Annotated in this window: 13 protein-coding genes and 1 tRNA gene; 2 read left to right on the top strand and 12 right to left on the bottom strand. The window is 70.1% G+C overall.

Features of this window, described 5'->3' with window-relative positions:
- Positions 1 to 6: 6 nt before the first annotated feature.
- Positions 7 to 1,140: a DUF2778 domain-containing protein gene (locus MKK60_RS12510; protein ID WP_243986178.1), complete on the bottom strand. Its 1,134-nt coding sequence runs from the start codon at positions 1,138 to 1,140 to the stop codon at positions 7 to 9.
- Positions 1,141 to 1,365: 225 nt separating this feature from the next.
- Entirely contained in the window at positions 1,366 to 2,172 is an 807-nt protein-coding gene (locus MKK60_RS12505; RefSeq protein ID WP_147725576.1) for a lytic transglycosylase domain-containing protein, read from the bottom strand.
- 152 nt (positions 2,173 to 2,324) lie between these two features.
- On the opposite strand from MKK60_RS12505, the gene MKK60_RS12500 reads away from it, so the two are divergent.
- Positions 2,325 to 2,612 (top strand): MTH1187 family thiamine-binding protein, encoded by a 288-nt coding sequence (locus MKK60_RS12500; RefSeq protein WP_243949564.1) that lies wholly within the window; start codon positions 2,325 to 2,327, stop codon positions 2,610 to 2,612.
- A 38-nt stretch (positions 2,613 to 2,650) separates the two neighbouring features.
- Here MKK60_RS12500 and MKK60_RS12495 read toward each other — a convergent pair whose 3' ends face one another.
- The 10 genes from MKK60_RS12495 to MKK60_RS12450 form a co-directional block, all read right to left on the bottom strand.
- Positions 2,651 to 2,854, bottom strand: coding sequence for a hypothetical protein (locus tag MKK60_RS12495; RefSeq protein WP_147725574.1), 204 nt, complete (start codon positions 2,852 to 2,854; stop codon positions 2,651 to 2,653).
- 362 nt (positions 2,855 to 3,216) lie between these two features.
- A tRNA-Ser gene (locus MKK60_RS12490) sits at positions 3,217 to 3,306 on the bottom strand.
- A gap of 110 nt (positions 3,307 to 3,416) precedes the next feature.
- Complete coding sequence (locus MKK60_RS12485; RefSeq protein ID WP_147841394.1) at positions 3,417 to 3,761, bottom strand: hypothetical protein; 345 nt, start codon at positions 3,759 to 3,761, stop codon at positions 3,417 to 3,419.
- 241 nt (positions 3,762 to 4,002) lie between these two features.
- Positions 4,003 to 4,872 carry a MipA/OmpV family protein gene (locus MKK60_RS12480; RefSeq protein ID WP_243986175.1) on the bottom strand — a complete coding sequence of 290 codons (870 nt, stop codon included), beginning with the start codon at positions 4,870 to 4,872 and terminating at the stop codon, positions 4,003 to 4,005.
- 168 nt (positions 4,873 to 5,040) lie between these two features.
- On the bottom strand, positions 5,041 to 6,492 hold the full coding sequence (locus tag MKK60_RS12475; RefSeq protein ID WP_243986173.1) for an amidase: 1,452 nt from the start codon (positions 6,490 to 6,492) through the stop codon (positions 5,041 to 5,043).
- A gap of 22 nt (positions 6,493 to 6,514) precedes the next feature.
- Positions 6,515 to 7,507 carry an ABC transporter ATP-binding protein gene (locus MKK60_RS12470; RefSeq protein ID WP_243986171.1) on the bottom strand — a complete coding sequence of 331 codons (993 nt, stop codon included), beginning with the start codon at positions 7,505 to 7,507 and terminating at the stop codon, positions 6,515 to 6,517.
- Entirely contained in the window at positions 7,504 to 8,484 is a 981-nt protein-coding gene (locus MKK60_RS12465) for an ABC transporter ATP-binding protein (protein ID WP_243986167.1), read from the bottom strand. Before MKK60_RS12465 ends, MKK60_RS12470 begins: the two co-directional genes overlap by 4 nt.
- Positions 8,481 to 9,413, bottom strand: coding sequence for an ABC transporter permease (locus MKK60_RS12460; RefSeq protein ID WP_147725568.1), 933 nt, complete (start codon positions 9,411 to 9,413; stop codon positions 8,481 to 8,483). The genes MKK60_RS12465 and MKK60_RS12460 overlap by 4 nt, the downstream gene beginning before the upstream one ends.
- Entirely contained in the window at positions 9,410 to 10,387 is a 978-nt protein-coding gene (locus tag MKK60_RS12455; protein ID WP_243986166.1) for an ABC transporter permease, read from the bottom strand. The genes MKK60_RS12460 and MKK60_RS12455 overlap by 4 nt, the downstream gene beginning before the upstream one ends.
- 24 nt (positions 10,388 to 10,411) lie before the next feature.
- Positions 10,412 to 12,004 carry an ABC transporter substrate-binding protein gene (locus MKK60_RS12450; protein ID WP_243986165.1) on the bottom strand — a complete coding sequence of 531 codons (1,593 nt, stop codon included), beginning with the start codon at positions 12,002 to 12,004 and terminating at the stop codon, positions 10,412 to 10,414.
- Positions 12,005 to 12,312: 308 nt separating this feature from the next.
- Between MKK60_RS12450 and MKK60_RS12445 the strand changes: the two genes are divergently transcribed.
- Positions 12,313 to 12,819: a hypothetical protein gene (locus MKK60_RS12445; protein WP_147725565.1), complete on the top strand. Its 507-nt coding sequence runs from the start codon at positions 12,313 to 12,315 to the stop codon at positions 12,817 to 12,819.
- Positions 12,820 to 12,824: the final 5 nt, after the last annotated feature.

Here is a 12,824-nt window from a genome sequence, read left to right as displayed (position 1 = left end):
GCGCCCCTACACGTCGTTGCCGAGCCGGGCCGAACGGCCCGGCGTCGGGGCCGGAGCCGGGGGGCTCTGCTGGGCGACGCTCGGCGGTGCGTCCTGGCCGCGTCCGGGCACGACGACGAGGCGCTGGACCTCGCCGCGCAGGTAGGCCTGCAGGAAGGCCTGGTAGTCCTTGAACGACACGCAGCCGTTCGAGGCCCCTGTCGGCCCCAGCATGTAGGTGTGGGCGAGGAGCCCGACCCGGCCGTAGACCGCGGCGGTGCCGCCCACCGGCGTGAGCCGGATCGCGCGGACGCCGTGGAACAGGTCCTCGCGCTCGGTGAGGTCGTAGGTGCCGGGAGGCGTCGCCCCCCGCATCCGCACGTGGACGTTGCGCGGGTCGTCCATCATCTCGCCGAGGCCGGAATGCGCCTCGAGCTTGGTGCCGTTGGGCAGCGTCACGATCCGCGCGCTGATGTCGTAGATCGCGACCGCCGCCGGGTCGGGGTTGGCCGGGGGCACGATCCGCTGGCGCGGCAGGTTCGCGGGGGAGGGCGTCTCCAGCGCGGCATAGGCCAACGCCGGCGTCGCGGTGCGCTCGATGCCGAAGAACTTCTCCAGGAAATTGCGATCGTCGGGGGCGGGCGCCGGGATCTGCGCCGTCCGGCTGCGGCGGGACGCCTGCCGGTCGGCGCGGCGGGTCGTCTCGGGACCGATCGGGCGCCGGAACTCCGGCGGCCGCGGCACCGGCAGCGGCACGGTCTGCGCCAGCAGGTTGGGCTCGGCAGCAGGCGGCGCGCCCGGAGGCGGCGCGTCCTGCGGGACCGGCTCCTGCTGCGCAAACGGGGTCGCCGGCTCCGGCGGCGCCTGCGGGCGCTCGGCGGACCAGTCGGGGAACGCTTCGAGCAGGGCCTCCCGCCACCGCGCGCGGGCTTCCGCTCCGAGCGTCGGCGCCGGGTCCTGAGCGACCGCGCCGGGCACGGCGCCGGCCGAGGCGACGAGGGGGTCCAATGTCGGTGCGGTGCGCAGGCCGCCGAGGACGACGCTTCCCGAGACGAGGGCGGCGACGGCTGCGACCGAGGCCGCCCTCAGCGCGACGCGGCGCAGGCTCGCGCTCGACCGAAACCGTTGCGCCTGTGGGCCGGAGGAGGGATCTTCGACCATGCGGGCACCGCCTGTTTCCAAACGGATGCCGTCGATCCGATCCCGCGACTGCCGGACGTATCCGTGCAAGCGGGCCGATCCGCACCCTCCCGGCCCGATCGGCCGAGCGGTGAGATGGCTCAGCCCGCCCGGTTTTTGTGGGGCGGCTTTATGGTTAACCGGCGACTAATCGTGGCCGTTCTCGGCCGGGGTTCGTCGCCGTGGCGGCCTGTCCGATCGCCGAGGTCAGTCCCCGTCGATCTGCCGGCCCATCAGGGCGATGGCGCGCTGGTACACCGAGGCGGCGTTCCAGCCCTGGAGCGCGGCGAAGTTGGGCTCGCCGGGCTGGTATCCGGCGCCGGCCTGCCAGCCGTGACCCTTCAGGAAGTTCGCCGTCGAGCTGAGCGCCGCGCCGACGTTGTTTAGGTCGCCGGTGCCGTAGGTCAGCACGTTCTTCGGCAGGAACTGGGTATGCCCGACCTCGCCGTGGGCCGCGCCGCGCGTGGCGGACGTGATCAGGCCGCGGTCGACCAGGGTGAGGGCCGCGTAGAGCTGGTCGGTGAAGTAGGCCGAGCGGCGGCAATCGTAGGCCAGCGTCGCCACCGCGGACAGCGTGTTGACGTTGCCGCGCACCGCGCCGAACCCGGTCTCCATGCCCCAGATCGCCAGCAGCGGGCCGGGGGGAACGCCGTAGCGCTGCTCGATCTGCGCGAACAGCGCCGCGTTCTGGCGCTTGAGCGCCCGCCCGCGCGACACGATGGTGGTGGCGCCGCGCTTGGCCAGGAACTGGTCGAGCGAGAGCTTGAAGCTCTTCTGGCCGCGGTCGGCCGAGATGGTCGGCGTCGAGTAGGAGGTCTCCTGCAGGGCGGCGAGGCTCGCGGCGCTCGCCCGGCCGCGGGCTTCCTCGGCGAACTGGGTCTTCCAGGCCTCGAAGCCGCTCGCCGAGTTGCCGCACTGGGCCGCCTCGGCGCCGCCGGCGAAACAGGCGAGCGCCACCGCGGCAACGGCCGCCAGGGAGGCGCGGCGCTTGGGGTCGGTCACGGAGATCTCCATCGACAGTCGGTTGGGTTGGGGGTTGGGTCGGGCTGGGAAACGCGGCACGGTTCGGCCAGAACGGCGCGGTGCCGGCTTCCTGCGGTCTGGCTCGCTATGTAGCGGGCGTTGCAGCCGGACATAACCCCGCGCCCGCCACCGAGGACAAGTTCATGAAGGTTGTTGCAGATCTGTGCATCGTGCCGATGGGCGTCGGCCCCTCGGTCTCGCCCTACGTGCGCGAGATTAAGACGATCCTGGAGACGAGCGGGCTCGACGCCGAGATGCATGCCAACGGCACCAACATCGAGGGCGAGCTCGCCGACATCTGCCGACTGATCGAGCTGTGCGAGGAGCGGCTGAGCCAGATCGGTGTGCAGCGCGTGTTCTACACGATGGCGTTCTCGTCGCGCCGGGACAAGGCGCAATCGATGGCCGACAAGCTGATCGCGGTCTCGTAGCGCTCGGAGATCCCTCCGCGCGCGGCAACCGGGCCGGCTCAGAGATAGTGGCGGAACACCGTCTGGCCGACCGTCGACTCGTGCTCCGCCGACAGCAGGTCGGCGAGGCAGCGATAGGCCAGCAGCAGACCGGTCGCGAGGGCGGCCAATGCCAGGAGGAGCGGGTTGGCGAGCGGCGTGACGGCGAAGGCCAGGGCCACGAGGACGACGGGAAGACGCAGGAGCCGGGTCGCGATGGTCATCTGTGCTGCCTCGCCGTTGTCGGGTCATCGAACGCACCCACGGTAGGCGCCGCGGGTTGCACGAATGTTTCCTGCGCCCGACGCAGCCGCTTCGGGGTGCTCCAGCGCACCTCGGCCCTCCGAAGCCGGAAATTTCGTGCCGAATGCGTCGGCGCGGCCCGACGAGCCCTCGTCGGGCCGGCGCATCGGCAGGATGCCATCGCGACGGCTCGGCCAGTCGTCGGCGTCGCTATTGCTGCCCGCCCCGCCGAGACGTTGTGGATTGCCGGTATGATGCGAGACAAACGCCACGGTCGAGCGACGCTCGAGACCGACGGCGCCGTGCCCCGGGGGCCGGCGAAAAACCGAAAGTCAGCGGTCCGTGGCGGAGGGAGCGGGATTCGAACCCGCGATACCGTTTCCGGTATACACACTTTCCAGGCGTGCGCCTTCAACCACTCGGCCACCCCTCCGTGCCCGGCAAGCGTCGGCGCCGCGCATCGCGCGGGCGGCGGACGGTTCGACCGGGTGGCGTGCTGTACCCGCCGCGTCGCCCGGGTGCAAGCGGCTTGACCGCTCCGGTCTAGGAGCGTGCGCGGCGCGACACGAGCGTGGTGGTGGCGATGGCGAGCCCGGTCCCGAGCATCGCCGCGCCGCCCTTGACGACGAAGTCCGCGAGGCGGCCGTGCCGGGTCAGGGTGAGGCCCTGCCCGAGCTCCAGGATGGCCGCGAGAGCGACGACGCCGACGAGGACGACGAGCCATCGGCGCGGATAGGCGAGGGCGAACAGCATCCCGAGCGCGCCGTAGGCGAGCGCGCGCTCGACGTTCGCGGGCGCCACGGACGGCCGCAGATCGATCGGCGACAGGGTGACGAAAACGAGCGCGGCCACCACGAGCCAGGCCGTGACGCGGAAGAAGGATTGCATCGGGTCGTGTCGCCCGAGACCGGCCTGCGGGTCAATGCAGGCGATCGATGAGCTTGGCGTGCGGACGCGAAATCAAGTCACCGCCCGTGGGCGATCGGCCTCCATGGCTGCCGAGCCTCACAGTTCTCGATGCAGGCGCCCGACGCTCCGGCCGACGCCCACGGTCGCCGGCGAGCCGCCTCGGACGTCGGTGCGGCAGAAGGGACCGTCGCGGCCGGACGCGCCGACGGTCGGCGCGCGCTCAGAACCAGGACCGCGTGGCGAAGGAGTAGTCGACCTTCAGGCCGAACAGGAACTGGTCCGGGTTGCCGAACGGGCGCCGCACCAGCGGGCTGTCGCCGGAGGAGCCGAGGATGCGCGAGTAGCCGGCGTAGCCGGTATAGGCCCAGGTCGCGTCCTGGGTGTAGGTGACCGCGCCGAGCACGCCCGCGGAGAAGAAGCTGCCGGGGTCGTAGGCGGCGACGCGACCGTTCACGGCGGCTTCGTCGGCGGTGACGCCGAAGTACTTCCGCGCGTAGGAGGCGTCGCCGATGTTCAGGCGCGGTCCGATCGAGAACTGGAAGCGGTCGACCGGCAGGATGTAGTCCGCCCCGACCGAGCCGACGGTGCCGTGGTGCCCGTACACGCCCTGCCGGACTTCCACCCGCGTGCGGATCGACGGGATCGGGTAGAACTCGATGAACAGGCCCGGCTCGACGGCGAAGCGCGCATCGCGGAAGCCGAACAGGTGCCGGCGGTCGTCGCCGTAGTAGCGGCCCGGCACGAAACGCGCGGTCGGGCCGATGCGGAACACCGCGTTGTCGTAGAGCGAGAAGCTGAACCCGTCGTCGGGCGCGGAGAAGCGGCGCGGCTCGCCGGCGCGGCGCACGTCGATCGCCGGGTAGCCGATCACCGTGTAGTCCTCCGAGCCGGGATAGCGCGGCGTGAACTGGAGGTTGCCGGTCAGGGTCACGATCCAGGTGTCGGGATCGACCTGCGCGAAGGTCGGCACCGCCCGCGGCATGATCGCGCCGAGGTCGGCGGCGAGGGCCGATCCACCAACGGCGATCGCGAGGGGGAGGGCGAGAAAAGCCGCACGCGGCTTCGAGGAGGGGCGAACCGCATTGCTCATGGCCGATCTTATAGACACGCCGAACCGCGCTCCGCCCGCGTTTCATCCCGTCGCGGCCGCAAAAACCCCGATTGTGTCCGCGCCGCAACGAACGCTTGCAACCGGCCGAACGGGTGGTCGCGTCCGGTGCGTCTCAGGATTGCAGCGCTTCGGGTCGAAGGGTCAGGATTATGCCCCGAGCAGCGGCGGCGGCCGGCGCGAGACCCAGCCGGCCGCCGCGTCGTAGGCGGCGCCGAGCTGCAGGCAAGCCAGCTCGCCCCGGTTGGGGCCGACGATCTGGATGCCGGTCGGCAGCCCGCCGGGGCCAAACCCGGCCGGAACGTTCAGGGAGGGCAGGCCGCTCATGGTCGCCGGGATCACCACCTGCATCCAGCGGTGATAGGTATCCATCGTGCGGCCGCCGACCTCTTTCGGCCAATCGAGGCCGATCGCGAACGGGAACACCTGCGCGCTCGGCATCACCAGGAAGTCGAAGCGCGCCATGAAGGTCCGCACGGCCTCGTACCAGGCGGTGCGGCCCTCCTGCGCCGACCTGATCTGGTCGGCGGTGAGGGCCAATCCCCGCTCGACCTCCCAGATCGCCTCGGGCTTGAGCAGGGCGCGGTGCGCCGGGTCGTCGTAGAGCGGGCGGAGGCTCGACGCATTCATCCAGGCGCGCAGCAGGACGTAGTCCTGCCACAGCCGCTCCATGTCGAAGGCGGGCCGGGCGTGCTCGACGCGGCAGCCGACCGCCTCGAAGGCCGATAGCGCCTCGACCCCGCATTCCAGCACCCCGGGATCGAAGGGCAGCTGCCCGTCGAGGTCGCCGAGCCACGCGATCCGCGTGCCGGAAAAATCGCGCTTCAGGTCCTCGGCGAAGATCGCCGGATCCTGCGGGATCGAGAACGGCACGCGCGGGTCGGCGCCGGCCTGAACCGACAGCATCAGGCCGATATCGGCCGGCGAGCGGCCGATCGCGCCGGAGACGCCGAAGCCCGGCGTGAACACGTCCGGTGCGGCGATCGGGATCCGGCCGTAGCTGGTGCGCAGGCCGAACAGGTTGTTGAAGGCCGGCGGGTTGCGAAGGCTGCCGGCATGGTCGCTGCCGTCGGCCACCGGCTGCATCCGCAACGCCACCGATACCGCGGCGCCGCCGCTCGAGCCGCCCGCGGACCTGCTCTGGTCGTAGGCGTTGGCGGTGGCGCCGTAGACCGGGTTGAAGGTGTGCGAGCCGAGGCCGAATTCCGGGACGTTGGTCTTGCCGATGAACACGGCGCCGCCGCGGCGAAGCCGTCCCGCCATGATCGAATCGGCCGACGCGATCCGGTCGCGGAAGATCGGCGAGCCTTGCGTGAACGGCAGGCCGCGGACCGCATCGAAGTCCTTCACCGCCAGGGGAAACCCGTGGAGCGGGCCGGCGCTCTCGCCGCGGGCTAGGCGGGCGTCGCGCTCCGCGGCTTCCGCGATCAGGCGGCCCGGGTCCTGCAGCGCGACGATCGCGTTCACCGCCGGGTTCAGCCGCGCGATCCGCGCGAGTGCGGCTTGCATCACCTCGACGCAGGACACCGCCTTCCGGTGGATCGCGGCGGACAGCGCGACCGCGCTCATTTCGAGGATGTCGGACGGCGCGCTGGATGTCATCGGAACTCCATCGGGCAGGCGGTCAGGTCAGCCGCCCTTCCTGATAGGCGTGGCAGGCGACGCCATCGATCAGCGCCGGCACCTCGGCCCGGCAGCGGTCGTCGGCGAAGGGGCAACGCGGGTTGAAGCTGCAGCCCGGCGGCGGGTCGATCGGGTTGGGGATCTCGCCGGAGACCGGCGTGCGCTGCCGCCCGGTCAGGCCGATATCGGGCACCGCGTCGAGCAGCATCCGGGTGTAGGGATGCTTCGGATGCGTGAACAGCTCGCGCCCGCCGCCGATCTCGACGACGCGGCCGAGATACATCACGCCGATCCGCGTCGCCATGTGGCGCACCACGGCGAGGTTGTGGCTGATGAACAGGTAGGTCAGCCCGAGCCGGTCCTGCAGGTCGCGCATCAGGTTGAGGATCTGTGCCTGCACCGACACGTCGAGCGCCGAGGTCGGCTCGTCGCCGACCAGGAACTCCGCTTCCGAGGCGAGCGCGCGGGCGATGGCGATGCGCTGGCGCTGCCCGCCGGAGAAGGCGTGCGGGTACTTCACCCGGTCGTCGGGATGCAGGCCGACCAGCGTGAGCAGCTCCCCGACGCGGTCGGCGATCGCCGCCTCGCCCCGGAGCAGGTCGAAGGCCCGAATCGGCTCGGCGACGATCCGTCCGACCCGCCAGCGTGGGTTCATCGACGCGTAGGGATCCTGGAACACCATCTGGATGCGTCGCCGCAGCCGGCGGCGGGCCGCGTTCTGCGCCGGATCGGTCATCGAGACGCCGGTGATGCGGACGTCGCCCGCGCTCGGCGGAAGCAGGCCGACCACCATGCGCGCGACCGTCGACTTGCCGGAGCCGGATTCGCCGACCAGGGCGAAGGTCTCGCCGCGCTCGATCGTGAAGGCGACGCCGTCGACCGCCTTCAGCCACTGCTTCGGCTGCCGCTCGATCATCCGGTTGAGCCACGGCTTCGACACGTCGAACAGCCGTCGCAGGCCCTCGACCTCGACGTACGGCGCGGGCGCGCTCATGCCGCCACCTCGGCGCGATCGTAGAGGTGGCAGGCGACGCGGTGCTCGCCCACCGGGATCGGGTCGGGGCGCTCGACGCGGCAGCGGTCGAACACCTTCGGGCAGCGCGGGTTGAAGGCGCAGCCGGCGGGAATCGCGGTCAGGCGCGGCATCGCACCGGGGATCTGCGCCAGCCGCCCGGTCTCCTGCGTCAGGGTCGGGATCGCGCCCATCAGGCCCTTGGCGTAGGGATGCAGAGGGTCGCCGACCACGGCGCGGACCGGGCCGATCTCGGCGATGCGGCCGGAATACATCACCGCGACCCGGTCGGCCGCCTCGGCGATCACGCCCATGTCATGGGTGATCAGCATCACGGCGGTGCCGTGATCGCGCCCGAGGCGCTTGAGCAGGGTGATGATCTGCGCCTGCACCGAGACGTCGAGCGCCGTCGTCGGCTCGTCGGCGATGATCAGCTCAGGCTCGGCCGCCAGCGCGAGGGCGATCACCACGCGCTGGCGCATGCCGCCGGAGAACTCGTGCGGATAGCCGTCGATCCGCCGCTCGGGCGCCGGGATGCCGACCTCGGCGAGCAGGTCGATCGCCCGCGTCCGCGCGGCCTTGGCCGAGAGGTCGGTATGCGTCTGCACGGTTTCGATGATCTGCCGTCCGATGCGGTAGAGCGGGTTGAGGCTGGTCAGCGGGTCCTGGAAGATCATGCCGATGCGCCGGCCCCGGATGCGACGCAGCCGCTCGGGCGGCAGGTCGTCGATGCGTTCGCCGCCGAGCCGGACTTCGCCGCCGCTGATCCGGCCGGGCGGGTCGATCAGGCCGATCACCGCCGCGCCGGTCACCGATTTCCCGGCGCCGGATTCGCCGACGACGCCGAGGATCTCGCCGCGGGCGATGTCGAAGGACACGCCGTCGATCGCCTTCAGGATGCCGCGCCGCGTCGCGAACTCGACGCGCAGGTCGCGGACGGAGAGGACGGGTTTTGTCATTGCAGCTTCGGGTTCAGCGCGTCGCGCAGCCAGTCGCCGAGCAGGTTGATCGCCAGCACCAGCCCGGCGAGCGCCAGGCCGGGGAAGGCGACGATCCACCACTCGCCGGAGAACAGGAAGCGGTTGCCGGTGCGGATCAGCGTGCCCAGCGACGGCATGGTCTCGGGCAGGCCGGTCCCGAGGAACGACAGCGTCGCCTCGGTGATGATCGCCAGCGCGAGGTTGATCGTCGCGATGACGAAGACCGGTCCCAGCACGTTCGGCAGGACATGGCGGACCATGATCACGGGCGACGACAGCCCGATCAGGCGCCCGGCCTGGACGTAGTCCTTGTTCTTCTCGACCATCACCGAGGAACGGACGGTGCGGGCGTACTGCACCCAGAACGACAGCCCGATCGAGACGACGATCAGCCCGATGGTCGCGTTGGTGTCGAGGCCGCCGCCGGCCGCAGCCTTCGCCACGCCGTCGACGACCAGCGCGATCAGGATCGCCGGGAAGGTCAGCTGCACGTCGGCGACGCGCATGATGACCGTGTCGACGAGGCCGCCGAAGTAGCCGGCGATCAGCCCGAGCGCGAGGCCGAGGCCGCCCGAGACGAGCACGCCGAGAAGGCCGACGACGAGCGAGAGGCGCAGGCCGTAGAAGACGGCCGAGAGCACGTCGCGGCCCTGGTCGTCGGTGCCGATCAGGAACGGCGCCTGCCCCTCCGCCGACCAGATCGGCGGCAGGTTCGAGTTGATCAGGTCGAGCTCGGCCGGATCGTAGGGATTCTGTGGCGAGATCCACGGCGCGGCGATGGCGAGCGCGAAGAACAGCACCGTGACGGCGAGCGCCGCCATCGCCAGCTTCGAGCGGCGGAAGCTCGCGAAGACGTCGGAATCGAGGAACCGCGCCCAGCGCGAGGGCGTCGCGGCGAGGGCGCTCATGCGGTGCGCCCCGCCAGCCGCAGGCGCGGGTCGACGATCGTGTAGAGCACGTCGACCGCGAGGTTGATCGCCACGAAGATCGCCGCGACCAGCAGCAGGTAGGCGGCCATGATCGGGATGTCGACGTTCTGCACCGCCTGCACGAAGAGCAGGCCCATGCCCGGCCACTGGAACACCGTCTCGGTGATGATCGAGAAGGCGATCACCGAGCCGAGCTGAAGCCCGGCGATGGTGATGACCGGGACGAGGGTGTTCTTCAGCGCATGCCCGAAATGGATCGAGCGGGTGGTGAGGCCGCGCGCCCGGGCGAAGCGGATGTAGTCGGCGCGCAGCACCTCCAGCATCTCGGCGCGGACGAGCCGCATGATCAGGGTCATCTGGAACAGCCCCAGGGTGATCGAGGGCAGGATCAGGGCGCGGAGCCCCGAGACCGTGAGGAAGCCGGTGGTCCACCAGCCGAGGCGCACGGTGTCGCCGCGGCCGAACGACGGCAGCCAGCCGAGCGTCACAGAGAACAGGAAGATCAGCAGGATGCCGATCAGGAAGGGCGGCAGGCTGACGCCGGCGAGCGAGATCGCCAGGAAGAGCTTGGCCAGCGCCGTCTCGCGGTGCAGCGCGCAGTAGACCCCCATCAGGATCCCGACGACGAGGGCGAAGATCGTGGCGCACAGCGCCAGCTCGAGGGTCGCGGGCATCCGCTCCGCCAGCAGGTGCGAGACCGGCTGGCGGAACTGGTACGAGATCCCGAAATCGCCTCGCAGCACGTTGGCGGCGTAGCGCGCCGCCTGCACCGCGACGGAATCGTCGAGCCCGAGGTTCCTGCGGATCTCGGCCCGCTCCGAGACCGGGGTGTCGACGCCGACGATCTGGTTCACCGGGTCGCCGGCGAAGCGGAACATCGAGAACGCGATCACCCCGACGACGGCCAGGACCACGACCGATTGCAGCAGGCGGCGGAGGATGAAGGCGAGCATCGGGTCAACCGTTCGTGCCGCGCCTCAAGGCTTCTTCGACACCCAGTAGAGCAGCAGGAGGTTGTCGGGCCGCTGCGTCAGCGTCACCGTCTTCGAGACGCCCCAGGCCAGCGCCTGCTGGTGCAGCGGGATGACGGCCCAGTCCTTCTGCAGGATCTCGAAGCCCTCCTTGATCTCGGCGTCGCGCTTGGCCTGATCGGTCTCGCCCTCGACCTGGTCGGCGATGGCGTCGAGCTTGGTGTTGCAATAGCCGCCGAGGTTCCAGCCGCCGCGGCTCGACTTCGGATCGGTCCGGCAGCCGACCATCTCGTAGAGGATGTTGTGGCTGTCCTGCGACGACGGCGTCCAGCCTAGCAGGTAGAACGCGGTGTCGTAGTTCGGCGCCAGCACCTTGGCGAAGTACTTGGCCTTCGGCTGGGCGTTGAGGTTCACCTTCACGCCGACGCGGGCCAGCATCGACACGACCGCCTGGCAGATCGCCTCGTCGTTGACGTAGCGATCGTTCGGGCAATCCATCGGGACGGTGAAGCCGTCCGGGTAGCCGGCCTCGGCGAGCAGCGCCTTGGCCCGCTTCGCGTCCGTCGCCGGGCGCTTGAACTCGGCCGAGCGCGCATAGAGCGAGGGCGCGATCATCAGGGCGGTCGGCGTCGCCTGCCCGCGCATGACTCGCTTGGCGATCGTGTCCTCGTCGATGGCGAGGTACATCGCCTCGCGCACGCGCACGTCCTTGAACGGGTTCTTGCCCTTGACGCTCGAATCCTTGAGCTCGTCGCGGACCTGATCCATTCCGAGGAAGATCGTGCGCAGCTCCGGCCCGGTCATCACCGTGGCGTTGCCGCTGGCGTTGACGCGCTGCTGATCCTGCAGCGGCACCGGGTCGATCCAGTCGACCTCGCCGCCGAGCAGGGCCGCGACGCGGGTGGCGTCGTTCGAGATCGTGGTGAACACCGCCTCGTCGAGGTTCGACTCGACCTTGCCCCAGTAGCCGGGGAACTTCTTGAAGATGGTGCGGACGCCGGGCTGGTGCTCGGTGATGACGAACGGGCCGGTGCCGTTCTCGTGCAGGGTGGCGTAGCTCGGCGACGCCGCGCTCACGGGCGAGGGCGCGACGGCGTTGTTCTTCTCCGCCCAGGCCCTCGACATGATGTACCAGGTCGAGAACTGGTAGACCGCGATCGGGTTGGGCTTCGACAGCACCATGTCGACGGTGTGGTCGTCGACCTTCACGAACTTGGCGTCGGACGGGATGTTGGTGGTGAAGCTCGATCCGGCGGCCCGGACCCGGTCGGCGGAGAACAGCACGTCGTCGGCGGTGAAGGGCGAGCCGTCGTGGAAGCTGACGTTCTTGCGCAGGTGGAAGCGCCAGCGCGTCGGCTCCGGCGTCTCCCACGATTCGGCGAGGCCGGGCGCGAGGTTGAGATCCTTGTCGCGGGTGATCAGCGCCTCATAGACCGCGGCGTGCATGCCGATCGTGAAGCTTTCCTTCAGCGAATACGGATCGAGGGACTTGATGTCGCCCTGGAAGGCGAAGCGGAAGACGTTGGCCGCCTGGGCCGGCGCCATCCCGAAGGCCAGGGCAAGGCCGGCGGCGGCCGCGAACGTCCGGATCCGTGACATCGACAAACGCAACTCCCTGAAGCGACCGGTCTCGGCGGGATCGACGACCCTTGGATGCCTAAGAAAACGGCACCGGGTCAACCGCCCGTCATATCATTCGGGATGATCCGTCGTTTCGGCGCCCGCCGCGAGGGCGCGCACGCATGGATCGCCATGCACCATGCGGGACTCGTGCCAGCGGTTGCGGATCGCCGACCGCGCCGGATCGATCTCGGCGGTGCATGACCTTTCCGAGGCCCCTCGACTCTCGATGCACCGTCGTCCACGGCTCTTCGCGCGCGCCACGATCGGCGACGGGGGAGGTTGTCTTGAGAAACATCATTGCGACGACGGCGGTTCTTGGATTCCTTTTCGCAAACCCAGCATCCACCGCGTCGGCGAAGCCGTTCGAGCTGCCCGACACCAAGCCGATCGTGACGATCGACCTCCCGAACGCGTGGTCGCCCGAGGAAATCGAGAAGGGTGCCCAGGCGACGTCCCCGGATACGTCGATCTACGTCGCTTTCGAGGTGCAGAACCTTAAGAATCTCGAGAACGCCATCGTCGAAGGCGTGAAGTTCTTCGCCGAGAGCGGTGTGAAGATCGATCCGAAGTCGCAGAAGAAGTCCGAAGCCAAGATCAACGGCTTCGACGTGGTCGATCTCGGCTGGGACGGCGTCGACAAGGACGGCCCGACCAAGGTGAGCCTGTCGATCATCGTGCTGTCGGAGACCAAGGTCGGCATGCTGTCCTACTGGGGCTCGCCCGCCGGCGAGACGAAGTACGCGGCGCAGCTCAAGGCGATCGCCAACAGCATCCAGCCGCTCGGCCGATAGGCGAC

Source organism: Methylobacterium sp. J-092, from assembly GCF_022829325.1.
Classification (GTDB): Bacteria; Pseudomonadota; Alphaproteobacteria; order Rhizobiales; family Beijerinckiaceae; genus Methylobacterium.
The sequence above is the reverse complement of the archived record's forward strand: the minus strand, read 5'-3'. Positions and strand labels throughout refer to the sequence as shown.

Excerpts from the sequence above, each read along its gene's own strand:
- MKK60_RS12495 (WP_147725574.1), bottom strand. The coding sequence starts at position 2,854 with ATGACCATCGCGACCCGGCTCCTGCGTCTTCCCGTCGTCCTCGTGGCC.
- MKK60_RS12500 (WP_243949564.1), top strand. The coding sequence starts at position 2,325 with ATGAAGGTTGTTGCAGATCTGTGCATCGTGCCGATGGGCGTCGGCCCC.
- MKK60_RS12460 (WP_147725568.1), bottom strand. The coding sequence starts at position 9,413 with ATGAGCGCCCTCGCCGCGACGCCCTCGCGCTGGGCGCGGTTCCTCGAT.
- MKK60_RS12510 (WP_243986178.1), bottom strand. The coding sequence starts at position 1,140 with ATGGTCGAAGATCCCTCCTCCGGCCCACAGGCGCAACGGTTTCGGTCG.
- MKK60_RS12505 (WP_147725576.1), bottom strand. The coding sequence starts at position 2,172 with ATGGAGATCTCCGTGACCGACCCCAAGCGCCGCGCCTCCCTGGCGGCC.
- MKK60_RS12480 (WP_243986175.1), bottom strand. The coding sequence starts at position 4,872 with ATGAGCAATGCGGTTCGCCCCTCCTCGAAGCCGCGTGCGGCTTTTCTC.
- MKK60_RS12485 (WP_147841394.1), bottom strand. The coding sequence starts at position 3,761 with ATGCAATCCTTCTTCCGCGTCACGGCCTGGCTCGTGGTGGCCGCGCTC.
- MKK60_RS12475 (WP_243986173.1), bottom strand. The coding sequence starts at position 6,492 with ATGACATCCAGCGCGCCGTCCGACATCCTCGAAATGAGCGCGGTCGCG.
- MKK60_RS12450 (WP_243986165.1), bottom strand. The coding sequence starts at position 12,004 with ATGTCACGGATCCGGACGTTCGCGGCCGCCGCCGGCCTTGCCCTGGCC.
- MKK60_RS12455 (WP_243986166.1), bottom strand. The coding sequence starts at position 10,387 with ATGCTCGCCTTCATCCTCCGCCGCCTGCTGCAATCGGTCGTGGTCCTG.
- MKK60_RS12470 (WP_243986171.1), bottom strand. The coding sequence starts at position 7,507 with ATGAGCGCGCCCGCGCCGTACGTCGAGGTCGAGGGCCTGCGACGGCTG.
- MKK60_RS12465 (WP_243986167.1), bottom strand. The coding sequence starts at position 8,484 with ATGACAAAACCCGTCCTCTCCGTCCGCGACCTGCGCGTCGAGTTCGCG.